This is a genomic window from Acidovorax sp. YS12 (genome assembly GCA_021496925.1).
Taxonomy (GTDB): Bacteria; Pseudomonadota; Gammaproteobacteria; order Burkholderiales; family Burkholderiaceae_C; genus Paenacidovorax.
In genome coordinates, this window is the sequence record CP053915.1 from 3,362,058 (window position 1) to 3,376,667 (window position 14,610).

The 14,610-nt window shown below is 70.0% G+C and carries 12 protein-coding genes; all 12 read right to left on the reverse strand.

What is annotated here, in order from left to right:
- Nucleotides 1-58 precede the first annotated feature (58 nt).
- Nucleotides 59-544 (reverse strand): hypothetical protein, encoded by a 486-nt coding sequence (locus YS110_15185; GenBank protein UJB66002.1) that lies wholly within the window; start codon nucleotides 542-544, stop codon nucleotides 59-61.
- Between the two features lie 68 nt (nucleotides 545-612).
- A complete protein-coding gene (locus YS110_15190) occupies nucleotides 613-1,617 on the reverse strand; it encodes a collagen-like protein (protein ID UJB66003.1) in 1,005 nt (334 codons plus the stop codon).
- A gap of 42 nt (nucleotides 1,618-1,659) precedes the next feature.
- Complete coding sequence (locus YS110_15195; protein UJB67473.1) at nucleotides 1,660-5,121, reverse strand: IPTL-CTERM sorting domain-containing protein; 3,462 nt, start codon at nucleotides 5,119-5,121, stop codon at nucleotides 1,660-1,662.
- Between the two features lie 406 nt (nucleotides 5,122-5,527).
- Nucleotides 5,528-6,595, reverse strand: a complete 1,068-nt coding sequence (locus tag YS110_15200) for a helix-turn-helix domain-containing protein (GenBank protein UJB66004.1) — start codon at nucleotides 6,593-6,595, stop codon at nucleotides 5,528-5,530.
- 9 nt (nucleotides 6,596-6,604) lie between these two features.
- Complete coding sequence (locus YS110_15205; GenBank protein UJB66005.1) at nucleotides 6,605-7,147, reverse strand: DUF2799 domain-containing protein; 543 nt, start codon at nucleotides 7,145-7,147, stop codon at nucleotides 6,605-6,607.
- Between the two features lie 26 nt (nucleotides 7,148-7,173).
- Nucleotides 7,174-7,500, reverse strand: a complete 327-nt coding sequence (locus YS110_15210) for a hypothetical protein (protein UJB66006.1) — start codon at nucleotides 7,498-7,500, stop codon at nucleotides 7,174-7,176.
- A 14-nt stretch (nucleotides 7,501-7,514) separates the two neighbouring features.
- Nucleotides 7,515-8,975 (reverse strand): trypsin-like peptidase domain-containing protein, encoded by a 1,461-nt coding sequence (locus tag YS110_15215; GenBank protein UJB66007.1) that lies wholly within the window; start codon nucleotides 8,973-8,975, stop codon nucleotides 7,515-7,517.
- Nucleotides 8,976-9,209: 234 nt separating this feature from the next.
- Entirely contained in the window at nucleotides 9,210-9,632 is a 423-nt protein-coding gene (locus tag YS110_15220) for a universal stress protein (GenBank protein ID UJB66008.1), read from the reverse strand.
- 26 nt (nucleotides 9,633-9,658) lie between these two features.
- On the reverse strand, nucleotides 9,659-10,531 hold the full coding sequence (locus tag YS110_15225; protein UJB66009.1) for a metallophosphoesterase: 873 nt from the start codon (nucleotides 10,529-10,531) through the stop codon (nucleotides 9,659-9,661).
- A gap of 248 nt (nucleotides 10,532-10,779) precedes the next feature.
- Nucleotides 10,780-12,648 (reverse strand): phosphoenolpyruvate carboxykinase (GTP), encoded by a 1,869-nt coding sequence (locus YS110_15230; protein ID UJB66010.1) that lies wholly within the window; start codon nucleotides 12,646-12,648, stop codon nucleotides 10,780-10,782.
- A gap of 335 nt (nucleotides 12,649-12,983) precedes the next feature.
- Nucleotides 12,984-13,124 carry a hypothetical protein gene (locus tag YS110_15235; GenBank protein UJB66011.1) on the reverse strand — a complete coding sequence of 47 codons (141 nt, stop codon included), beginning with the start codon at nucleotides 13,122-13,124 and terminating at the stop codon, nucleotides 12,984-12,986.
- 253 nt (nucleotides 13,125-13,377) lie between these two features.
- Nucleotides 13,378-14,577 carry a threonine ammonia-lyase gene (locus YS110_15240; protein ID UJB66012.1) on the reverse strand — a complete coding sequence of 400 codons (1,200 nt, stop codon included), beginning with the start codon at nucleotides 14,575-14,577 and terminating at the stop codon, nucleotides 13,378-13,380.
- Nucleotides 14,578-14,610 lie beyond the last annotated feature (33 nt).

Below are 14,610 nucleotides of genomic sequence, written 5' to 3' on the forward strand. Positions count from 1 at the left end.
GGTTGTAAATCAATAGGAAGGCAAGGAGAGGGGCGGGTGTCTTGCGTGCATGGAGCGGTCAACGGGAGGAAGGTGTTTTGCGCGCCCGGCCCGCCAGCGCGGGCACGGCCAGTGCCAGCAGCGCCAGCGCCCACGGCTCCAGCGCGGGCACGGGCACGGGCGTGGAAGCGGGTGCGCCGCCCAGGGGCACGGGGCCTGCCCGGCCGGCCACGGGGCAGCCGGGGCTGGCGGTGCGCAGCACCTGAGCGCCGCCGCTGGCGCTGACCTGGCCTGCGGCGGTCCATTGGCCGGCCAGTTCCAGCCGGGCGCCGTCCAGGTCCAGCAGCGCCCCGGCCTGTGTGGCCACGTCGCGCGCCGCCGCCAGCGTGGCGCCCGTGCCCAGGTGCAAGGCGCCGCCGTTGGCCACGTCCGCGCAGCCGAGCGACACGGCGCCGCTGCCCAGCGCGGCCTCTGCGCCGGGCGGCAGCACCCACGCGGCGCTGGCGGGCAGGGCGGCCAGCAGCATGAGCAGCCCGGCCAGGGCAGGGGGTGTTCGTGGAGACATGGGATTCCTTTTTTGATAGCTGCCAGCGCTTGCCAAACAAGCGCTGGAGGCCGATTGGGCTTGCACGGCTAACGGTTGATGCAGGTGATGAAGACGCGCCCGAAGTCACCGAGATCCCAGTTGCCCGAGGGCGGCGGGGCAATCGCCGCGATCCAGCCTAGGTAGATCTCGGGCGGGGTGCCGAGCAATGGGTAGCTCGGCGCGCACCGCAGCAGGCGGGCGTTCTGGTTGCTTACATCGCAGTTGCCGGCAATGGCGTGCTTGCCGGCGGGGCACTGCCCGGCGACGTAGGTCAAGACGCCCGGCGGCAAAGTGGTGGGCGTGATCCGGTGCTCCACTATCTCCAGCCCCGAGAAGCCAGCAGGGCCTTGCGAACCGGTGGCGCCCGTGTCGCCCTTCGGCCCCATGGGTCCGGTGGCGCCCTGCGCGCCGTCCGCGCCTGTGGGGCCTGCCGGGCCCGGCTGTCCAGCAGCACCGGCTAGGCCTGCCGGTCCCTGCGCGCCGCTAGCGCCCGTGTCCCCCTTTGGCCCTGCGGGGCCCGCCGGGCCCGGCTGTCCAGCAGCGCCGGCCGGGCCTACCGGTCCCTGCGCGCCGCTAGCGCCCGTGTCCCCCTTTGGCCCTGCGGGGCCCGCCGGGCCCGGCTGTCCAGCAGCGCCGGCCGGGCCTACCGGTCCCTGCGCGCCGCTAGCGCCCGTGTCCCCCCTTGGCCCTGCGGGGCCCGCAGGGCCCGTGCTGCCTGTGCTGCCCTGCGGCCCGATGGGGCCAGGGTCGCCTTGCGGGCCTTGGGCTCCGGGGTCGCCCTTCGGCCCCACGGCGGCCAGCGGGTCGCAGCGGGTCAGCGTGCCGGCCGCGTCGTGGCACACGGCGCCGGTGGCCGTGGCCAGGGTGGCGGGTAGCGCGGGCAGGCGCACCTCGCCCGTGGGCAGCACGGCCAGCGCGGGCGCGCCCGGGGCGGAGTGGATGACCACGCCGCCCCCCGCAGCGGGCGTGAAGCTCATGTCCGCCGCGCCCACAGGCGCTGCGGCCAGCAGCAGGGCGGCAAGATGGCTCCGGAATAGGGTTGTTTTTTGCATGAAATATTCCTCCAGCGCTTGTCTGGCAAGCGCGAGCAGCTATCAAAAAAGATGCTTTCTGCGCCCGGCCAGCAAAGCCAGCGCCGCCGCCAGCAGCGCCAGTGCCCAGGTGGACAGGATGGGAATGGGCTGGGCGCCGTGCGGCGCGGCCAGCAGCACGGGCAGGCCGGGGTCGGTGATGCGGCCATCGGCGGCGCCGTCGCTGTCGCCGTCGCCGCCATCGGTCAACGTCAAAGTCACCTGCGTGCGGTCGGCCGAGAAAACGGCGCCCGGCAGCGCGTACCAATGCGGCTGCGTGCAGGCTGTAGAGCCCGTGCAGCCGAGGCCTTCACGGCTGGGGCCGTATTTGAGATAGACGGCGCCTGCGGGCGCGGGCTCGGTGAACGTCACTGTGACCTGCGCCGGGCCGTTGCCGCCGTCCAGCATCAGCGCCAGCGGGGCGTGCGCGGTGTGCGCGCCGGGCGGCAGCGGCGCGGGCAGGGTGGCGGTGAAGGCCGCGCTGGCGATCTGCCAGCCGCCATGCACTTGCACCATGCCCGTACCCGTGCCCGCGTTGGCCCAGGGCGCGCTGCACTGCTGCGCCGTGCCGCCGTGTTCACCCGCGCATTCCCAGCCGTACTGGCCGTTGGCCGACAGGACGCTGCCCGGCGTGCCCGTGGCGCACAGGTGGGTGGTGGGCACCGTGACGGCTGGGGCGTCGGCCGCCGCGCCGCAGGTGGCATCGATGGGGTCCCGCACGAATGTGGCCGAGACGCTGCGCGCTGCGGTCACACTGGCCATCGCGCATGCGCCGCTACCCGAGCAATCGCCCGTCCATTCGGAGAAGTGGTAGCCGCCGTCCGCCGTGGCGGTGCAGTGGGCGTCTTGCCCGTGGGTGACGGGGTTGGGCGTGCAGGTCACCGTGCCGTTGCTGGCATGGGTGGTGATGGCATAGGTGTTGAGCGCGAAGCTGGCCGACACGCTGCGCGGGCCGGTCACGTCCCACAGGGTGCATGCGCCGCTGCCCGTGCAGTCGCCCGACCAGCCGGTGAAGTGGAAGTTGTCATGCGCCGTGGCCGTGCAGGCGGCGGCTTGCCCGTGGGTGACGGGGTTGGGCGTGCAAGTCGCCGTGCCATTGGCGGTGTGGATGGCGATGGGATAGACGTTGAGCGCAAAGCTGGCCGAGACGCTGCGCGGCCCGGTCACGTTGGTGAGCTGGCACACACCAGTGCCTGAGCAATCGCCCGACCAGCCGGTGAAGTGGTAACCCGCGTCGGGCGTGGCGGTGCAGCTTGCGTCCTGCCCATGGTTGATGGGGTTGGGTGCGCAGGTGACCGTGCCGTTGGCGGCGACGGGGGTGATGCTGATGGGGTAGGTGTTGAGCGCAAAGGTGGCGCTCACGCTGCGCGGGCTGGTCACGTTGGTGAGCTGGCACACACCAGTGCCTGAGCAATCGCCCGACCAGCCGGTGAAGTGGTAACCCGCATCGGGCGTGGCGGTACAGCTCGCGCTTTGCCCATGGGGCACGGGGTTGGGGCTGCACGCCACGCTGCCACCGGTGGCAGCGGGAGTGGCGATGGCGTAGGTGTTCAGAGCGAAGGTGGCCGACACGCTGCGCGGCCCGGTCACATTGGTGAGCTGGCATGAGCCCGTGCCCGAGCAATCGCCTGTCCAGCCGGTGAAGTGGTAGCCCGCATCGGGCGTGGCGGTGCAGCTTGCATCCTGCCCATGGTTGACGGGGGTGGGCGAGCAGGTGACCGTGCCGTTGGCGGCGGCGAGGGTGGCGATGGCGTGGGTGTTGGGCGTGAAGGTGGCTGAGACGGTGTGCGACGCGGTCACGTTGGTGAGCTGGCATGAGCCCGTGCCCGAGCAATCGCCCGACCAACTGGTGAAGTGGTAGCCCGCATCGGGCGTGGCGGTGCAGCTTGCGTCCTGCCCATGGGTGACGGGGTTGGGCGAGCAGGTGACCGTGCCGTTGGCGGCGGCGGGGGTGATGCTGATGGGGTAGGTGTTGAGCGCAAAGGTGGCGCTCACGCTGCGCGGCCCGGTCACGTTATGGAGCATGCACGCAGTAGCAGTGCCTGCGCAATCGCCCGACCAACTGGTGAAGTGATGGCCTGCATCGGGTGTCGCGATGCAGATCGTGTCTTGCCCATGGGGCACGGGGTTGGACGTGCAGTACACGCTGCCGCCGGTGGCAGTGGGGGTGGCGATGGGGTAGGTGGTTTGCGCAAAGGTGGCGCTCACGCTGCGCGGGCTGGTCACGTTGGTGAGCTGGCATGCGCCCGTGCCCGAGCAATCGCCTGCCCAGCCGGTGAAGTGGTAGCCCGTATCGGGCGTGGCGGTGCAGCTTGCATTCTGGCCGCGGGGCACAGGGTTGGGCGTGCACGCCACACTGCCGCCGGTGGTGGAGGTGGTGGCGATGGCGTAGGTAATGGGTGTCGAGTGGGCCGAGACGGTGGTCGGGCCGAAAACCAGGGGCATGCAAGCCCCCGTGCCGTTGCATGCACCGCCCCAGCCGCTGAAGGGGCGGGCGACAGGGTCGGATACCGTGGCCGTGCAGACGGTGGTGAAGCCATAGGTCACGGGGTTGGGGGTGCATTGCGCGCTGGCGATGCCCTCATCCATATTGACTGTCACCGTGTATTGGCGCGGCGCCTGGCAGGCAGCCGTGGTGCCGCCGTGGGTGCCTGCGCAATTCCAGCGGAAGGCATCGGACGTGGCAAATTGGTTGGTGGGCGAACCGGCGCTGCACAAGTTAGTGGGCCAGTTGAGTGAGGGCGCCGTGTCGCCGCATGCGCCGTTGGCGGGCGGCGGGGTGAAGCTGGCGCTGACGGTGCATGGCCCGGTAATGGCTGCGGTGGTGTAGGTGCTGCCCGAGAGCGCGCCCCCGCAGCCGCTGGCCTGGGCCGTGTAGCCTGGCGGAATGGTGAGCGTGAAGCTGGCCTGTTGCCCTGCGGTCACTTCGCGCCCGGGCTCAATGCCGCCGCCGCCCGTGGCCTGGGTGGTGACGAAGTGGGCACGGGGCGCAGAGCATTCCGGTGACGGGTTGCCGCCGTATTCGCCCTGGCACTGCCAGGCAAAGCGGTACTCCTCTCCCCAAAGACCGTTCGCCGTACCTATGCTGCACAGCGAGGCCCCCTCCGGCGCGTAGCGCAAAGGCGTGCTGCCGCTGGCGCTGCCGCAAACGCCATCCAGTTGCACAGACGCGCCGTTGACCGCCATGCCGAGGGACGTTTGGGGCTCGGCGACCCAGTTCGGGTTGTGGCTGGCACCCGAATACCAGGTCAGCCCGTCGTTGTTGACGTTCGTGATCTGAAGGCGAATCTTGCTCCAGCCCGTGCTGCGCATTACCACCCAGGCGAAGTCGCCCGCCGCAACGACGCGGTTGCCCGTGAACACGCGCCGGCCCGGGGTGGTTGCATCGGGGGTGAAGGGGGCGCAGGTACCCATAAACGGCGTGTTGGCACTGGCGCTGGTTGCGCACACTTGCAGCTCGAAGCCGTCGAACTGGTCCAAGTCCATCGTCACCTGGTTGATGCGCAGCGACTCGGTGCCGATGGGGATGCGGTTGGCCACCCACAGGTTGGTGTTGTACTGGGACGTAAAAGTGATGAGCCACGGGTCATTGGCCGCATTCAGGTTGTCGAACACCGTGACTGCGCCAGCAGACACTGAAGCCGCCGCTGTCAGTAGTAGCGTGGCAATCCGAAGGGCAAAGGGTTTCATGGGCGTGTGGTCCGGAGGGCAATACGCGATCCATCGCACCGGCGTTGCACATGAAAAACGCCCGTAGCGCTTTTGTATCAAGCGCTAGCAGCTATCTTTATGGAAGCCGTGCGGCACGGGGGGATGCGCACTGCCGGCCATCTTGCGGGCGCGAAGCCCTGGCGGCTTGACTGTGCGTTCGCGCAGCGCTTGACTGGGCGTTTCAGACGTGCAGGCTGAGCAGCCAGTCGGCGTACTCGACCGACGCGGTTGTGGAGGGCGTGGGCGGCGCCATGCCGGTGGCGCGCGCTGCCTCGGCCATGGCGCGCACGTCGCTGGGGGGGTGGCCGAATGTGCTGCGGAAGACGCGGCTGAAGTGCGCCTCGCTGGAAAAGCCCAGGCGCGTGGCCACGTCGGCCACGCGCAGGCGGCGGTAGGCCGGGTTGCTGAGGGTCTGGAATGCGCGCTGCAGCCGCCGCTGCAGCACGTAGCGCGCCACGCCGCCGAGCGGCTCGAAGAGTTGGTAGAGCCGGTGGCGCGAGATGTCAAAGGCTTGGCAGAGCGCCTCGGGCGTGAGCGGCGCGCCCAGGTGGCGCGCGATGTGGCGCTGGATGCGCCCCAACGTGACGGCCTCTATGCCACCCTGGGCCTCGGCCAGCGTGCGCTGGCTGGGGCGCAGGCAGGCTGCCAGCATGTGGGTGGTGACACGCACCACGTCGTCAGCCTGCGCCATGCCGATGGTGGGCAGGCGCCGGTGCAGTGCTGCCAGGTGGTCGGCCAGCAGGCCGCCGAACACGCTACCCGCGCGCAGCACGCAGCCGTGCAGCCGTGCGGCGTCGGTGCCCACCACGGCGCCGAAGGCGGCGTCGCCCAGTGCGCGCGGCACGATCAGCGAGAGCACGTGCGACTTTTGCGCCACGGTGTGCTGGGTGCGCGCCATGTCGAAGAACACCACGTCCCCAGGGGCTACGCGCAGGTCGTCGTCGCTGCCGTGCTGGCCGACGAAGCCGCCTTCGCGGTACCACTGCACGAGGTAGTGGTCCAGCCCGTCATGCGCAGCGCGGGCGCTGCTGCGCGCGAAGCGCTGGGCGCCGAAGTGCAGGTCACCCAGCAGCAATTGGCCCAGATGCGTGGCGTGCACGCTGGCGTGAAAGCCCTCCAGCGTGTCGCGCGCCAGCGGCGCGGTGTCGAACAGCACCGAGATGCTGGCGCGCCACGCCTCAAAGCGGTTGGCGCCGCCAGGCCCGGCGGTGGCGAAGAAGGTGGCTGGCAGCGGTTCGGCAGGTGCCATGGCAGGGGCTCAGTACCCCTGGCGCAGGCGCCATTCGGCCCGGTCGAGGTCGTCGCGGGCGTTGCGCAGGCGCCAGTCCATGTCACGCAATTGCTCGCGCAGGCGCTTGCGCTGGTTGTCGTCCTTGGTGTTGTCCAGCTCGCGCTGCTTGTTGCCCTGCTCGGTTTGCAGGCGGCGCAGGGTCTGCTCGGCGTCCCAGGCGGTGCGGCCGTCGCGGTAGCGCGCCAGGAAGCCCATTTCCAGCTCGGGCGGGCAGGAGTTGTGGTAAGTCTTGCCGTCGCGGCCCCAGCGCACGCCGTTGGCGGGGGTGCAGAACTGGCCGATGCCCTGGTTCCAGCCCTCCCAGTACATCGATTCGGAAGGCCGCACGCCGGCCTCGGCGCAGGCCTCGCGGATATCGCCCAGGTGCGTGCGCGGCTGGCCGGCCAGTGCGTCGCGGTAGCCCTGGTCGCGCCAGTTGGCCGTGCGGCATTCCTCGGCGCTCATGGTGGCGCAGCCCGCCAGCACGAGCGCGGCGGCCAGGGGAGCGAGGCGGGTGAGGGTGCGGCGCATGGTGGTGTTTCCTTGGTCAAACGGGGTCAAAAGCTGGAGAGTTCGAGGATTTCCTGCCCCATCAGCAGGCATTGGCCGGGGCTGGCCGCGTAGAGCATGCGCATGCGGTAGTTGGCTTTGTAGACGTGGCCGATGACTTCGAGCACGTGCAGCTTCTGCGCCTTGTTGGCGGGGTTGGCCAGCGGCGGCAGGGCCCTGGCCTGCGGCTCGACGGCGGCGCGGTCGTCGCCTTCGCTGTGCCAGGCGAGCAGTTTCTGCGCCTGGGCCAGGGCCTCCTTGGCGCAGGGGGGCTCGGCGGCCAGGCTGGTGCCGGAGGCGCCGAGCAGGACGAGGGCTGCAAGGGTGGTTTTCATGGGGTGGCGGCGGTTCAGGGGTTGAGCCATTTGGACAGCGCGTTGCGGTACGACACGTCGAAGCGGCCGTAGTCGTCCGTGCCCTGGGGGTTGTCGCAGCTCGACGAGCCGCGGAACAGCTGGCCGACCACGTAGCGCTTGCCCTGCAGCGTCAGGAATGCGGCGGAGCCGCTGCTGCCTTGTTCGACCACGCCCTGCTGCCACGACAGGCGGATGAAGTTGGCGTCGGTGGTGCTGCCGGTCTGGCACAGCTCGCCGCCGTTGGGGCAGTTCTGGTAGCTGCCGAGCGTGCCCAGGCTGATCTTTTGCCGGTCGCCTGCGGGGTGGTGCACGGCCACGAGCGGCGTGCCGGTGGCCGCCGGCGTGCCGAAGTACGAGCCTGCATAGACCGCGCCCGCGGGCGGTGCGTCGTTCAGGCGCAGCAGGCTCACGTCGGTATTGGCGTTCGCGCTCAGCAGCGTGGCGCCGCCGGTCAGTTGCCGGGTGGCGGGGTTGGTGTTCGGCGTGCCGCAGGCGCTGGCGCGGTAGAACCAGTCGGTGACGAGCGAGGAGGCCTCGGACTGGGTGGAGATGCAGTGGTTGGCGGTCAGGAAGTGGGGCGTGCCGGAGCTGCGCGCGTCGTTCAGCAGCGTGCCGGTGCACCAGTAGGATTTGCCATTGCTGCGTGTGTACGACATGCGTGCCACGGCGCGGCTCTGGTCGAGGTATTCAGGGGTGCAGATGGCATCGCGGTTGCAGGCACCCGCGTCGCCGGCTGCCTTGGTGGTGGAGGCCGCGGCGCTCTCCCAGTGCGCGGGGGCGATGGTGTAGTGCGACAGGCGCGGCACGGCGACCTGCACGGCGGCGGGGCTGGCACCTGCGGGGATTTCTATTTCCAGCGTCGTCTCGGGCGCGGCGAAGTCGGGGCTCCACCAAGTGTGCGCCTCGGCATCGCTGGCGCCGCCTTCGGCGTTGCGCTGGGCCATGGCCTGGAGCTGGGCGGCGCTGATTTGCGCTGCCGCGCCGTCCGTGCCGTAGCTGCGCAGCACGGCGCCTGCGGGCAGGGCCTGCACCCACACGCCCAGGCGCACGCCGTAGGCGCCGGGCGAGACGAAGCGCAACGCGGCCACTTGCGTGCCCTGCGCCGTGGGCTGCCACTGCAGCAGCGCGGCGGTGGCGCTGGCGCTGGCGGTGGCGGCCACGTCGCGCGGCTGGCCGACTTGCAGGGGCTGGCCGCTCTTTGGCGCGGCGGGCGCGCTCTTTGGCGCGGCGAAGGGCGGCAGCGCCACGGTGCGCGCGCTCTGGGCCACGGGCTGGACGCTGGCGGGGTCGGTGGTGGCCGCGGCCTTGCCGGCGCTGGGGTCGTAGGGCTCGATCCGGTCGAGCGTGCCCGGCGGCGTTGGCGTGGGGCTGTCGGAGGAGCCGCCGCCGCAGGCAGCAAGGATCAACGGCAGGCAAGCGCCGCCAAGAATGCGGGCGGCAGTGGAAGAGCGCATGGGGAATGCCTTTCGTGCAACAAGGTAGTGAGCGCTGCGATTGTCCGGAAGGCGTGGGGAAAGGCGCAAGTTCTAAATGGCCGCTCGCACCTCGGCCGTGTCGGTACACGGCAAGGGTAGAGGCGACCCCCTCCCCCGCGAATCTGAGCAAATCTGAGCACGCAGAAAAAAGGATTTGGAGCCAAATCGGCCCCAAACCCTTGCTGAGCGAGCGCTGGCAGCTATGGTTTTTGGTTAGCGCACCAGCAGCACCGGCACCTGGCAGCTCGCCAGCACCTGCGTGCTGACGGAGCCCATCACCAGCTTGCCCAGCGCGCCGTGGCCCTGGGTGCCCATCATGATGAGGTCGAACCCGCCGGCCTCGGCCACCTTGGCGATGGTCTCGCCCGCCGGGCCCACCTTCACCAGGGTGGTGAAGTGGATGTCGTGGCGCTTGAGGTACTTGTCCACGGGGCCGAGCACCTTCTCGCCCTGCTCGGCGTAGTACTGGTCCACCACGGCCTTGCCCAGCGCGGCGCGCGCGCGCGGGGGCAGCGGGGTCTGCACGGTCAGCGCGGTGTATTCGTGCGTGCCGGCCATGAGCTCCTCGTGCGTGGTCAGGTAGGCCAGCATCTTCTTGGTGTAGGGGCTGCCGTCGATGGCGAGCAGGATCTTCATGGCGGATCTCCTCAGTTGCGATGCGGCTATGTTAGCGGGGCCGCGTCCAGCGCCACCGTTTCCTCGGGCATGAAGCGCGCCTGCTCGCCCTTGCGCGCGTAGCCCAGCGGGTTGGCCACGACATGGCAGCGCCAGGGCGTGCCGTCGGCATGCCGGCCCTGCGCCACGTAGTCGCTGGGCGCGTGCAGGTGGCCGTGCAGCCACAGCCGGGCGTGGGGCAGCAGCTCGTCGAGCGCGTTGCAGAAGCCCGCCGTGCCGGGCACCAGGCCGTAGCGCGGGTCGGCGCTCTGCAGGCTGGGCGCGAAATGCGTCACCACCACCGTGGGGCCGTCGAAGGGCGCTGCCAGCGCCGCGCGCAGCCACGCCTGGCACGTCAGCGCCTGGGCGCGCATGGGCTCGGCCAGGAAGGGGGCGCCGCCGCGTGTGCCGCCGGTCTTGCGCAGGTAGTAGTTGGCCGCGCGGTAGGCCTTCTCGCGCTGCGCGTGCAGCCGCGTGGCGTCGGTGCAGCCGGCATGCACGGCCAGCGCGTCGAAGTCGGTCCACAGCGTGGTGCCGACGAAGCGCACGCCACCGAGCTCCACGCTTTCGCGCTCCAGCCAGACCAGGCCCAGGCGTTCGCAGGTGGCGCGCAGGCGCGCGTGCGCGGCGTCGAAGTCCTGCGCGTCGTACTCGTGGTTGCCGGGCACGAACAGCACCGGCACGGGCCAGCCCGCGCCGCCCTGCGCGCGCGGCAGCGGGGAAAAGCGCGCCAGCCCGAAGTCCTCGTCGGCCAGCAGCGAGCCCGCCTGGTACGAGCCGATGTCGCCCGCCAGCACCAGCACGTCGGCGCCTGGCGCATGGCGCGGCTGGAACTGCGGGTGGACTTCGAGGTGCAGGTCGGACAGGAGCTGGATCTTCATGGCCCCGACTATAAAGAAAAACCGCCCGAAGGCGGCTTGCAGAAAGCGCTGACAGCTATCAAAAAATGAGTGAAGCCATGCGTTCCCCGGGTCGGGCAATTACTCAGGGCGCTGCGCTTGAAGCTGCCGCGGCCCAGGCGAGGGCAGCCGCGCAAGGGCCGCCCCGCCGCGCTGGCTGCGTCCCCCTGCCCGCAGTGCGCAGCACTGCGAGAGCGGGGGGAAGCCGCGCAGCGGCTCAGGGGGGGGCGTCAAGCAGCCAGGCGCTTTTCCAGGGCGGCCTGGGTGTCCAGCAGCGCTTGCGGCAGGTGGTAGGCCAGCTTGTCGAAGTGCTCGGTGTGCAGCTTGAACTCATCGGCCCACGCGGCCTTGTCGATGCTGGTCACGGTGGCGAACTGCTGGGCCGTGAAGTCCAGGCCCTTCCAGTTGATCTCGGCATACGCCGGGGCCACGCCGAACATCGTGTCCTGGCCCTGGGCCTGGCCTTCGATGCGGTCGATCATCCACTTGAGCACGCGCATGTTCTCGCCGTAGCCGGGCCAGACGAACTTGCCCGCTTCGTCCTTGCGGAACCAGTTCACGCAGTAGATGCGCGGCAGCGTGGCGCCCTGCGCCTGCAGCTTGGCGCCGAGGTCGAGCCAGTGCTGGAAGTAGTCGCTCATGTTGTAGCCCATGAAGGGCAGCATGGCGAACGGGTCGCGGCGCACCACGCCCTGCGCGCCGAAGGCGGCGGCGGTGGTCTCGCTGCCCATGGTGGCGGCCATGTACACGCCCTCGGTCCAGGTGCGCGCCTCGGTCACCAGCGGCACGGTGGTGGAGCGGCGGCCGCCGAAGATGAAGGCGTCGATCTTCACGCCCTTGGGGTCGTCCCAGGCGTCGTCCAGCGCCGGGTTGTTGGTGGCGGCGACGGTGAAGCGCGCGTTGGGGTGCGCGGCCTTGGCGCCGGTTTCCTTGGCGATCTGCGGCGTCCAGTCGCGGCCCTGCCAGTCGATCAGGTGGTCGGGCAGCTTGCCGTCGTCCTTCTCCAGGCCTTCCCACCACACGTCGCCGTCATCGGTCAGCGCGACGTTGGTGAAGATCACGTCCTTGTCCAGGCTGGCCATACAGTTGGGGTTGGTGAGCGTGTTGGTGCCGGGGGCCACGCCGAAGTAGCCGGCCTCGGGGTTGATGGCGCGCAGGCTGCCGTCGGCCTGGGGCTTGACCCAGGCGATGTCGTCGCCGATGGTGGTGACCTTCCAGCCCGCGAAGCCGGCCGGCGGCACGAGCATGGAGAAGTTGGTCTTGCCGCAGGCGCTGGGGAAGGCGCCGGCCACGTGGTACTTCTTGCCCTCGGGCGAGGTCACGCCCAGGATCAGCATGTGCTCGGCCAGCCAGCCCTGGTCGCGGCCCATGGTCGAGGCGATGCGCAGCGCCAGGCACTTCTTGCCCAGCAGCGCGTTGCCGCCGTAGCCCGAGCCGTAGCTCCAGATCTCGCGCGTCTCGGGGTAGTGCACGATGTACTTGGTGGCCGGGTTGCAGGGCCAGCTGGTCTGGTCCTTCTCGCCAGCGGCCAGCGGTGCGCCCACGGTGTGCATGCAGGGCACGAACTCGCCGTCCACGCCCAGCACGTCGTATACGGCCTTGCCCATGCGGGTCATCAGCTTCTGGTTCACGGCCACGTAGGCGCTGTCGGTCAGCTCCACGCCGATGTGGGCGATGTCGCTGCCCAGCGGGCCCATGGAGAACGGCACCACGTACATGGTGCGGCCGGCCATGCAGCCGTCGAACAGCGGCTGCAGCGTGGCGCGCATCTCGGCCGGGTCCTTCCAGTTGTTGGTCGGGCCCGCGTCTTCCTGCCTGGCCGAGCAGATGAAGGTGCGGTCCTCCACGCGCGCCACGTCCGACGGGTCGGAGCAAGCCAGGAAGCTGCCCGGGCGCTTGGCGGGGTTGAGCTTCTTGAAGGTGCCAGCCTGAACCAGCAGCTGGCACAGGCGGTCGTACTCTTCCTGCGAGCCGTCGCACCACTGGATCTGGGCGGGCTTGCACAGGGCGGCCATATCGGCCACCCAGGCGATCAGCTTGGCATTCTTGACGTAGGCGGGGGCCTGGATGTCCAGGCCTTGCATCGTGGGTGCGTTCATCGGAGCGTCCTCAAGTTGAAAAACCATCTTTTCAAAGGAAGCGAACCGGCGGCGCGCAAGGAATGCGGCCGGTGCGGGAGCTGCCCGGCGCTGCTTTTGAAAAAATGGCTCGGGAGATTCAGTCGGCGGCCGCGCGGGGTGGTGGCGGCTTGCCATGGGGCGGCGGATTGCGCCCGGGGCTGCCGACTGGGGTGTCGATTTTATGAAACCGACCCGGAACTGTGTTACCACAAGGTGGTAAATTCATGCAAACGATGCATAACTTTATGTTTGATTGTGCATGGGGTGCAAAAAAAGCCCCGGCGGCCGGGGCGGTGCGGAACGCGGGCGGGTGTTCACGCCATGTTCACGGCAATGAAGGCCAGCAGGAAGATCATGACTGCGCCAAAGGCCGGCAGCACGAGAGGCACGACGTCGATCACGTCCTCGAGCGGGTCGGTCGCGTGGGCCTCGGTGGCGGGAGGAGTCTGGGACATGGCTTTCTCCAGTCGTTCAACGTGAAACCATTCTAGGGCGCGCGCCCCGGGCGTGCCATTGGCGCTTTCACCCAGCCCGGCCGCGTTTTCTCAGAGCGTGTTCACGATCTCGCGCGAAGGGGTGCGGGATGCGGATCGGGATGGGCTGCTAGGCGCAAACCGCAGCAATAGCCTTGCTATTGCGAGGATTTGCAACAACGCAGACCGCCCGATTCCGCGCCTGCACACCCGCGGGGAGATCGTGAACACGCTCTCAGTGCGCCTCGGCCTGCATGCCCGCCGCGCGCAGGGCGGCCAGCACCTCTTCCACATGGGCCTTGCCGCGCGTCTGCAGCACCAGGTCGATCTCCACGTTCTGCGCCGCGAGCATGGTGAAGGCGCGCTGGTGGTGCACTTCCTCGATGTTGGCGCCCGCCGCCGCCACCGTGGCGGTGATCTGCGCCAGCACGCCGGGCACGTCGCGCGCGCTGACCTGGATGCGCGCCAGCCTGCCCGAGCGCACCATGCCGCGCTCGATGATGGCGGCCAGCAGCAGCGGGTCGATGTTGCCGCCCGACAGCACCAGCCCCACCTTCCGGCCCGCGAAGCGCGCGGGGTGGCGCACCAGCGCCGCCAGCCCGGCGGCGCCCGCGCCCTCGACCAGCGTCTTCTCGATCTCCAGCAGCATCAGCACGGCCTGCTCGATGTCGCCTTCGTCCACCAGCAGCAGGTCGTCCACCAGGCGCGCCACCACCTCCTGGGTGATCTTGCCTGGCGTGCCCACGGCAATGCCCTCGGCAATGGTGGCGGTGCCCATGGGGTGGCGCGTGCCCTGCACGGCGTTGACCATGGAGGGAAAGCGCTGGGTCTGCACGCCCACCACCTCGATCCCCGGCTTCAAGGCCTTGGCCGCGGTGGCCACGCCCGCGATGAGGCCGCCGCCGCCCACGGAGACCACGAGCACGTCCAGCCCGGGCTGCTCGCGCAGCATCTCCAGCGCCAGCGTGCCCTGGCCCGCGGCGATGGCCTCGTCGTCGTAGGGGTGCACGAAGGTCAGGCCCTGTGCCTCGGCCAGCTGGTAGGCGTGCTGGCGCGCCTCCTCCAGCGTGTCGCCGTGCAGCACCACTTCGGCCCCGAAGCCGCGCGTGCGCTCCACCTTCACGCCGGGCGTGAAGCGCGGCATCACGATCACCGCACGCACGCCCAGGCGCTGCGCGTGGTAGGCCACGCCCTGCGCGTGGTTGCCCGCGCTCATGGCCACCACGCCGCGCGCGCGCTCTTCAGGTGAGAGTTGCGCCAGCCGGTTGCAGGCGCCGCGCTCCTTGAACGAAGCGGTGAACTGCAGGTTCTCGAACTTGAGGAACACCTGCGCGCCGACGATCTGCGAGAGCGTCTTGGATTCGACGCAGGGTGTTTCGAGCACCTGGCCGCGCAGGCGGGCGGCGGCGTCCTGGATGGTCTGGAGCGTGAGCATGCGGCATTGTGGCGCATGGGCTACCACGCCCCC

Coding starts and splice junctions, on each gene's coding strand:
- YS110_15225 (UJB66009.1), bottom strand. CDS start 10,531: ATGAAGATCCAGCTCCTGTCCGACCTGCACCTCGAAGTCCACCCGCAG.
- YS110_15240 (UJB66012.1), bottom strand. CDS start 14,577: ATGCTCACGCTCCAGACCATCCAGGACGCCGCCGCCCGCCTGCGCGGC.
- YS110_15230 (UJB66010.1), bottom strand. CDS start 12,648: ATGAACGCACCCACGATGCAAGGCCTGGACATCCAGGCCCCCGCCTAC.
- YS110_15185 (UJB66002.1), bottom strand. CDS start 544: ATGTCTCCACGAACACCCCCTGCCCTGGCCGGGCTGCTCATGCTGCTG.
- YS110_15235 (UJB66011.1), bottom strand. CDS start 13,124: ATGTCCCAGACTCCTCCCGCCACCGAGGCCCACGCGACCGACCCGCTC.
- YS110_15210 (UJB66006.1), bottom strand. CDS start 7,500: ATGAAAACCACCCTTGCAGCCCTCGTCCTGCTCGGCGCCTCCGGCACC.
- YS110_15200 (UJB66004.1), bottom strand. CDS start 6,595: ATGGCACCTGCCGAACCGCTGCCAGCCACCTTCTTCGCCACCGCCGGG.
- YS110_15195 (UJB67473.1), bottom strand. CDS start 5,121: ATGGACTTGGACCAGTTCGACGGCTTCGAGCTGCAAGTGTGCGCAACC.
- YS110_15205 (UJB66005.1), bottom strand. CDS start 7,147: ATGCGCCGCACCCTCACCCGCCTCGCTCCCCTGGCCGCCGCGCTCGTG.
- YS110_15220 (UJB66008.1), bottom strand. CDS start 9,632: ATGAAGATCCTGCTCGCCATCGACGGCAGCCCCTACACCAAGAAGATG.
- YS110_15215 (UJB66007.1), bottom strand. CDS start 8,975: ATGCGCTCTTCCACTGCCGCCCGCATTCTTGGCGGCGCTTGCCTGCCG.
- YS110_15190 (UJB66003.1), bottom strand. CDS start 1,617: ATGCAAAAAACAACCCTATTCCGGAGCCATCTTGCCGCCCTGCTGCTG.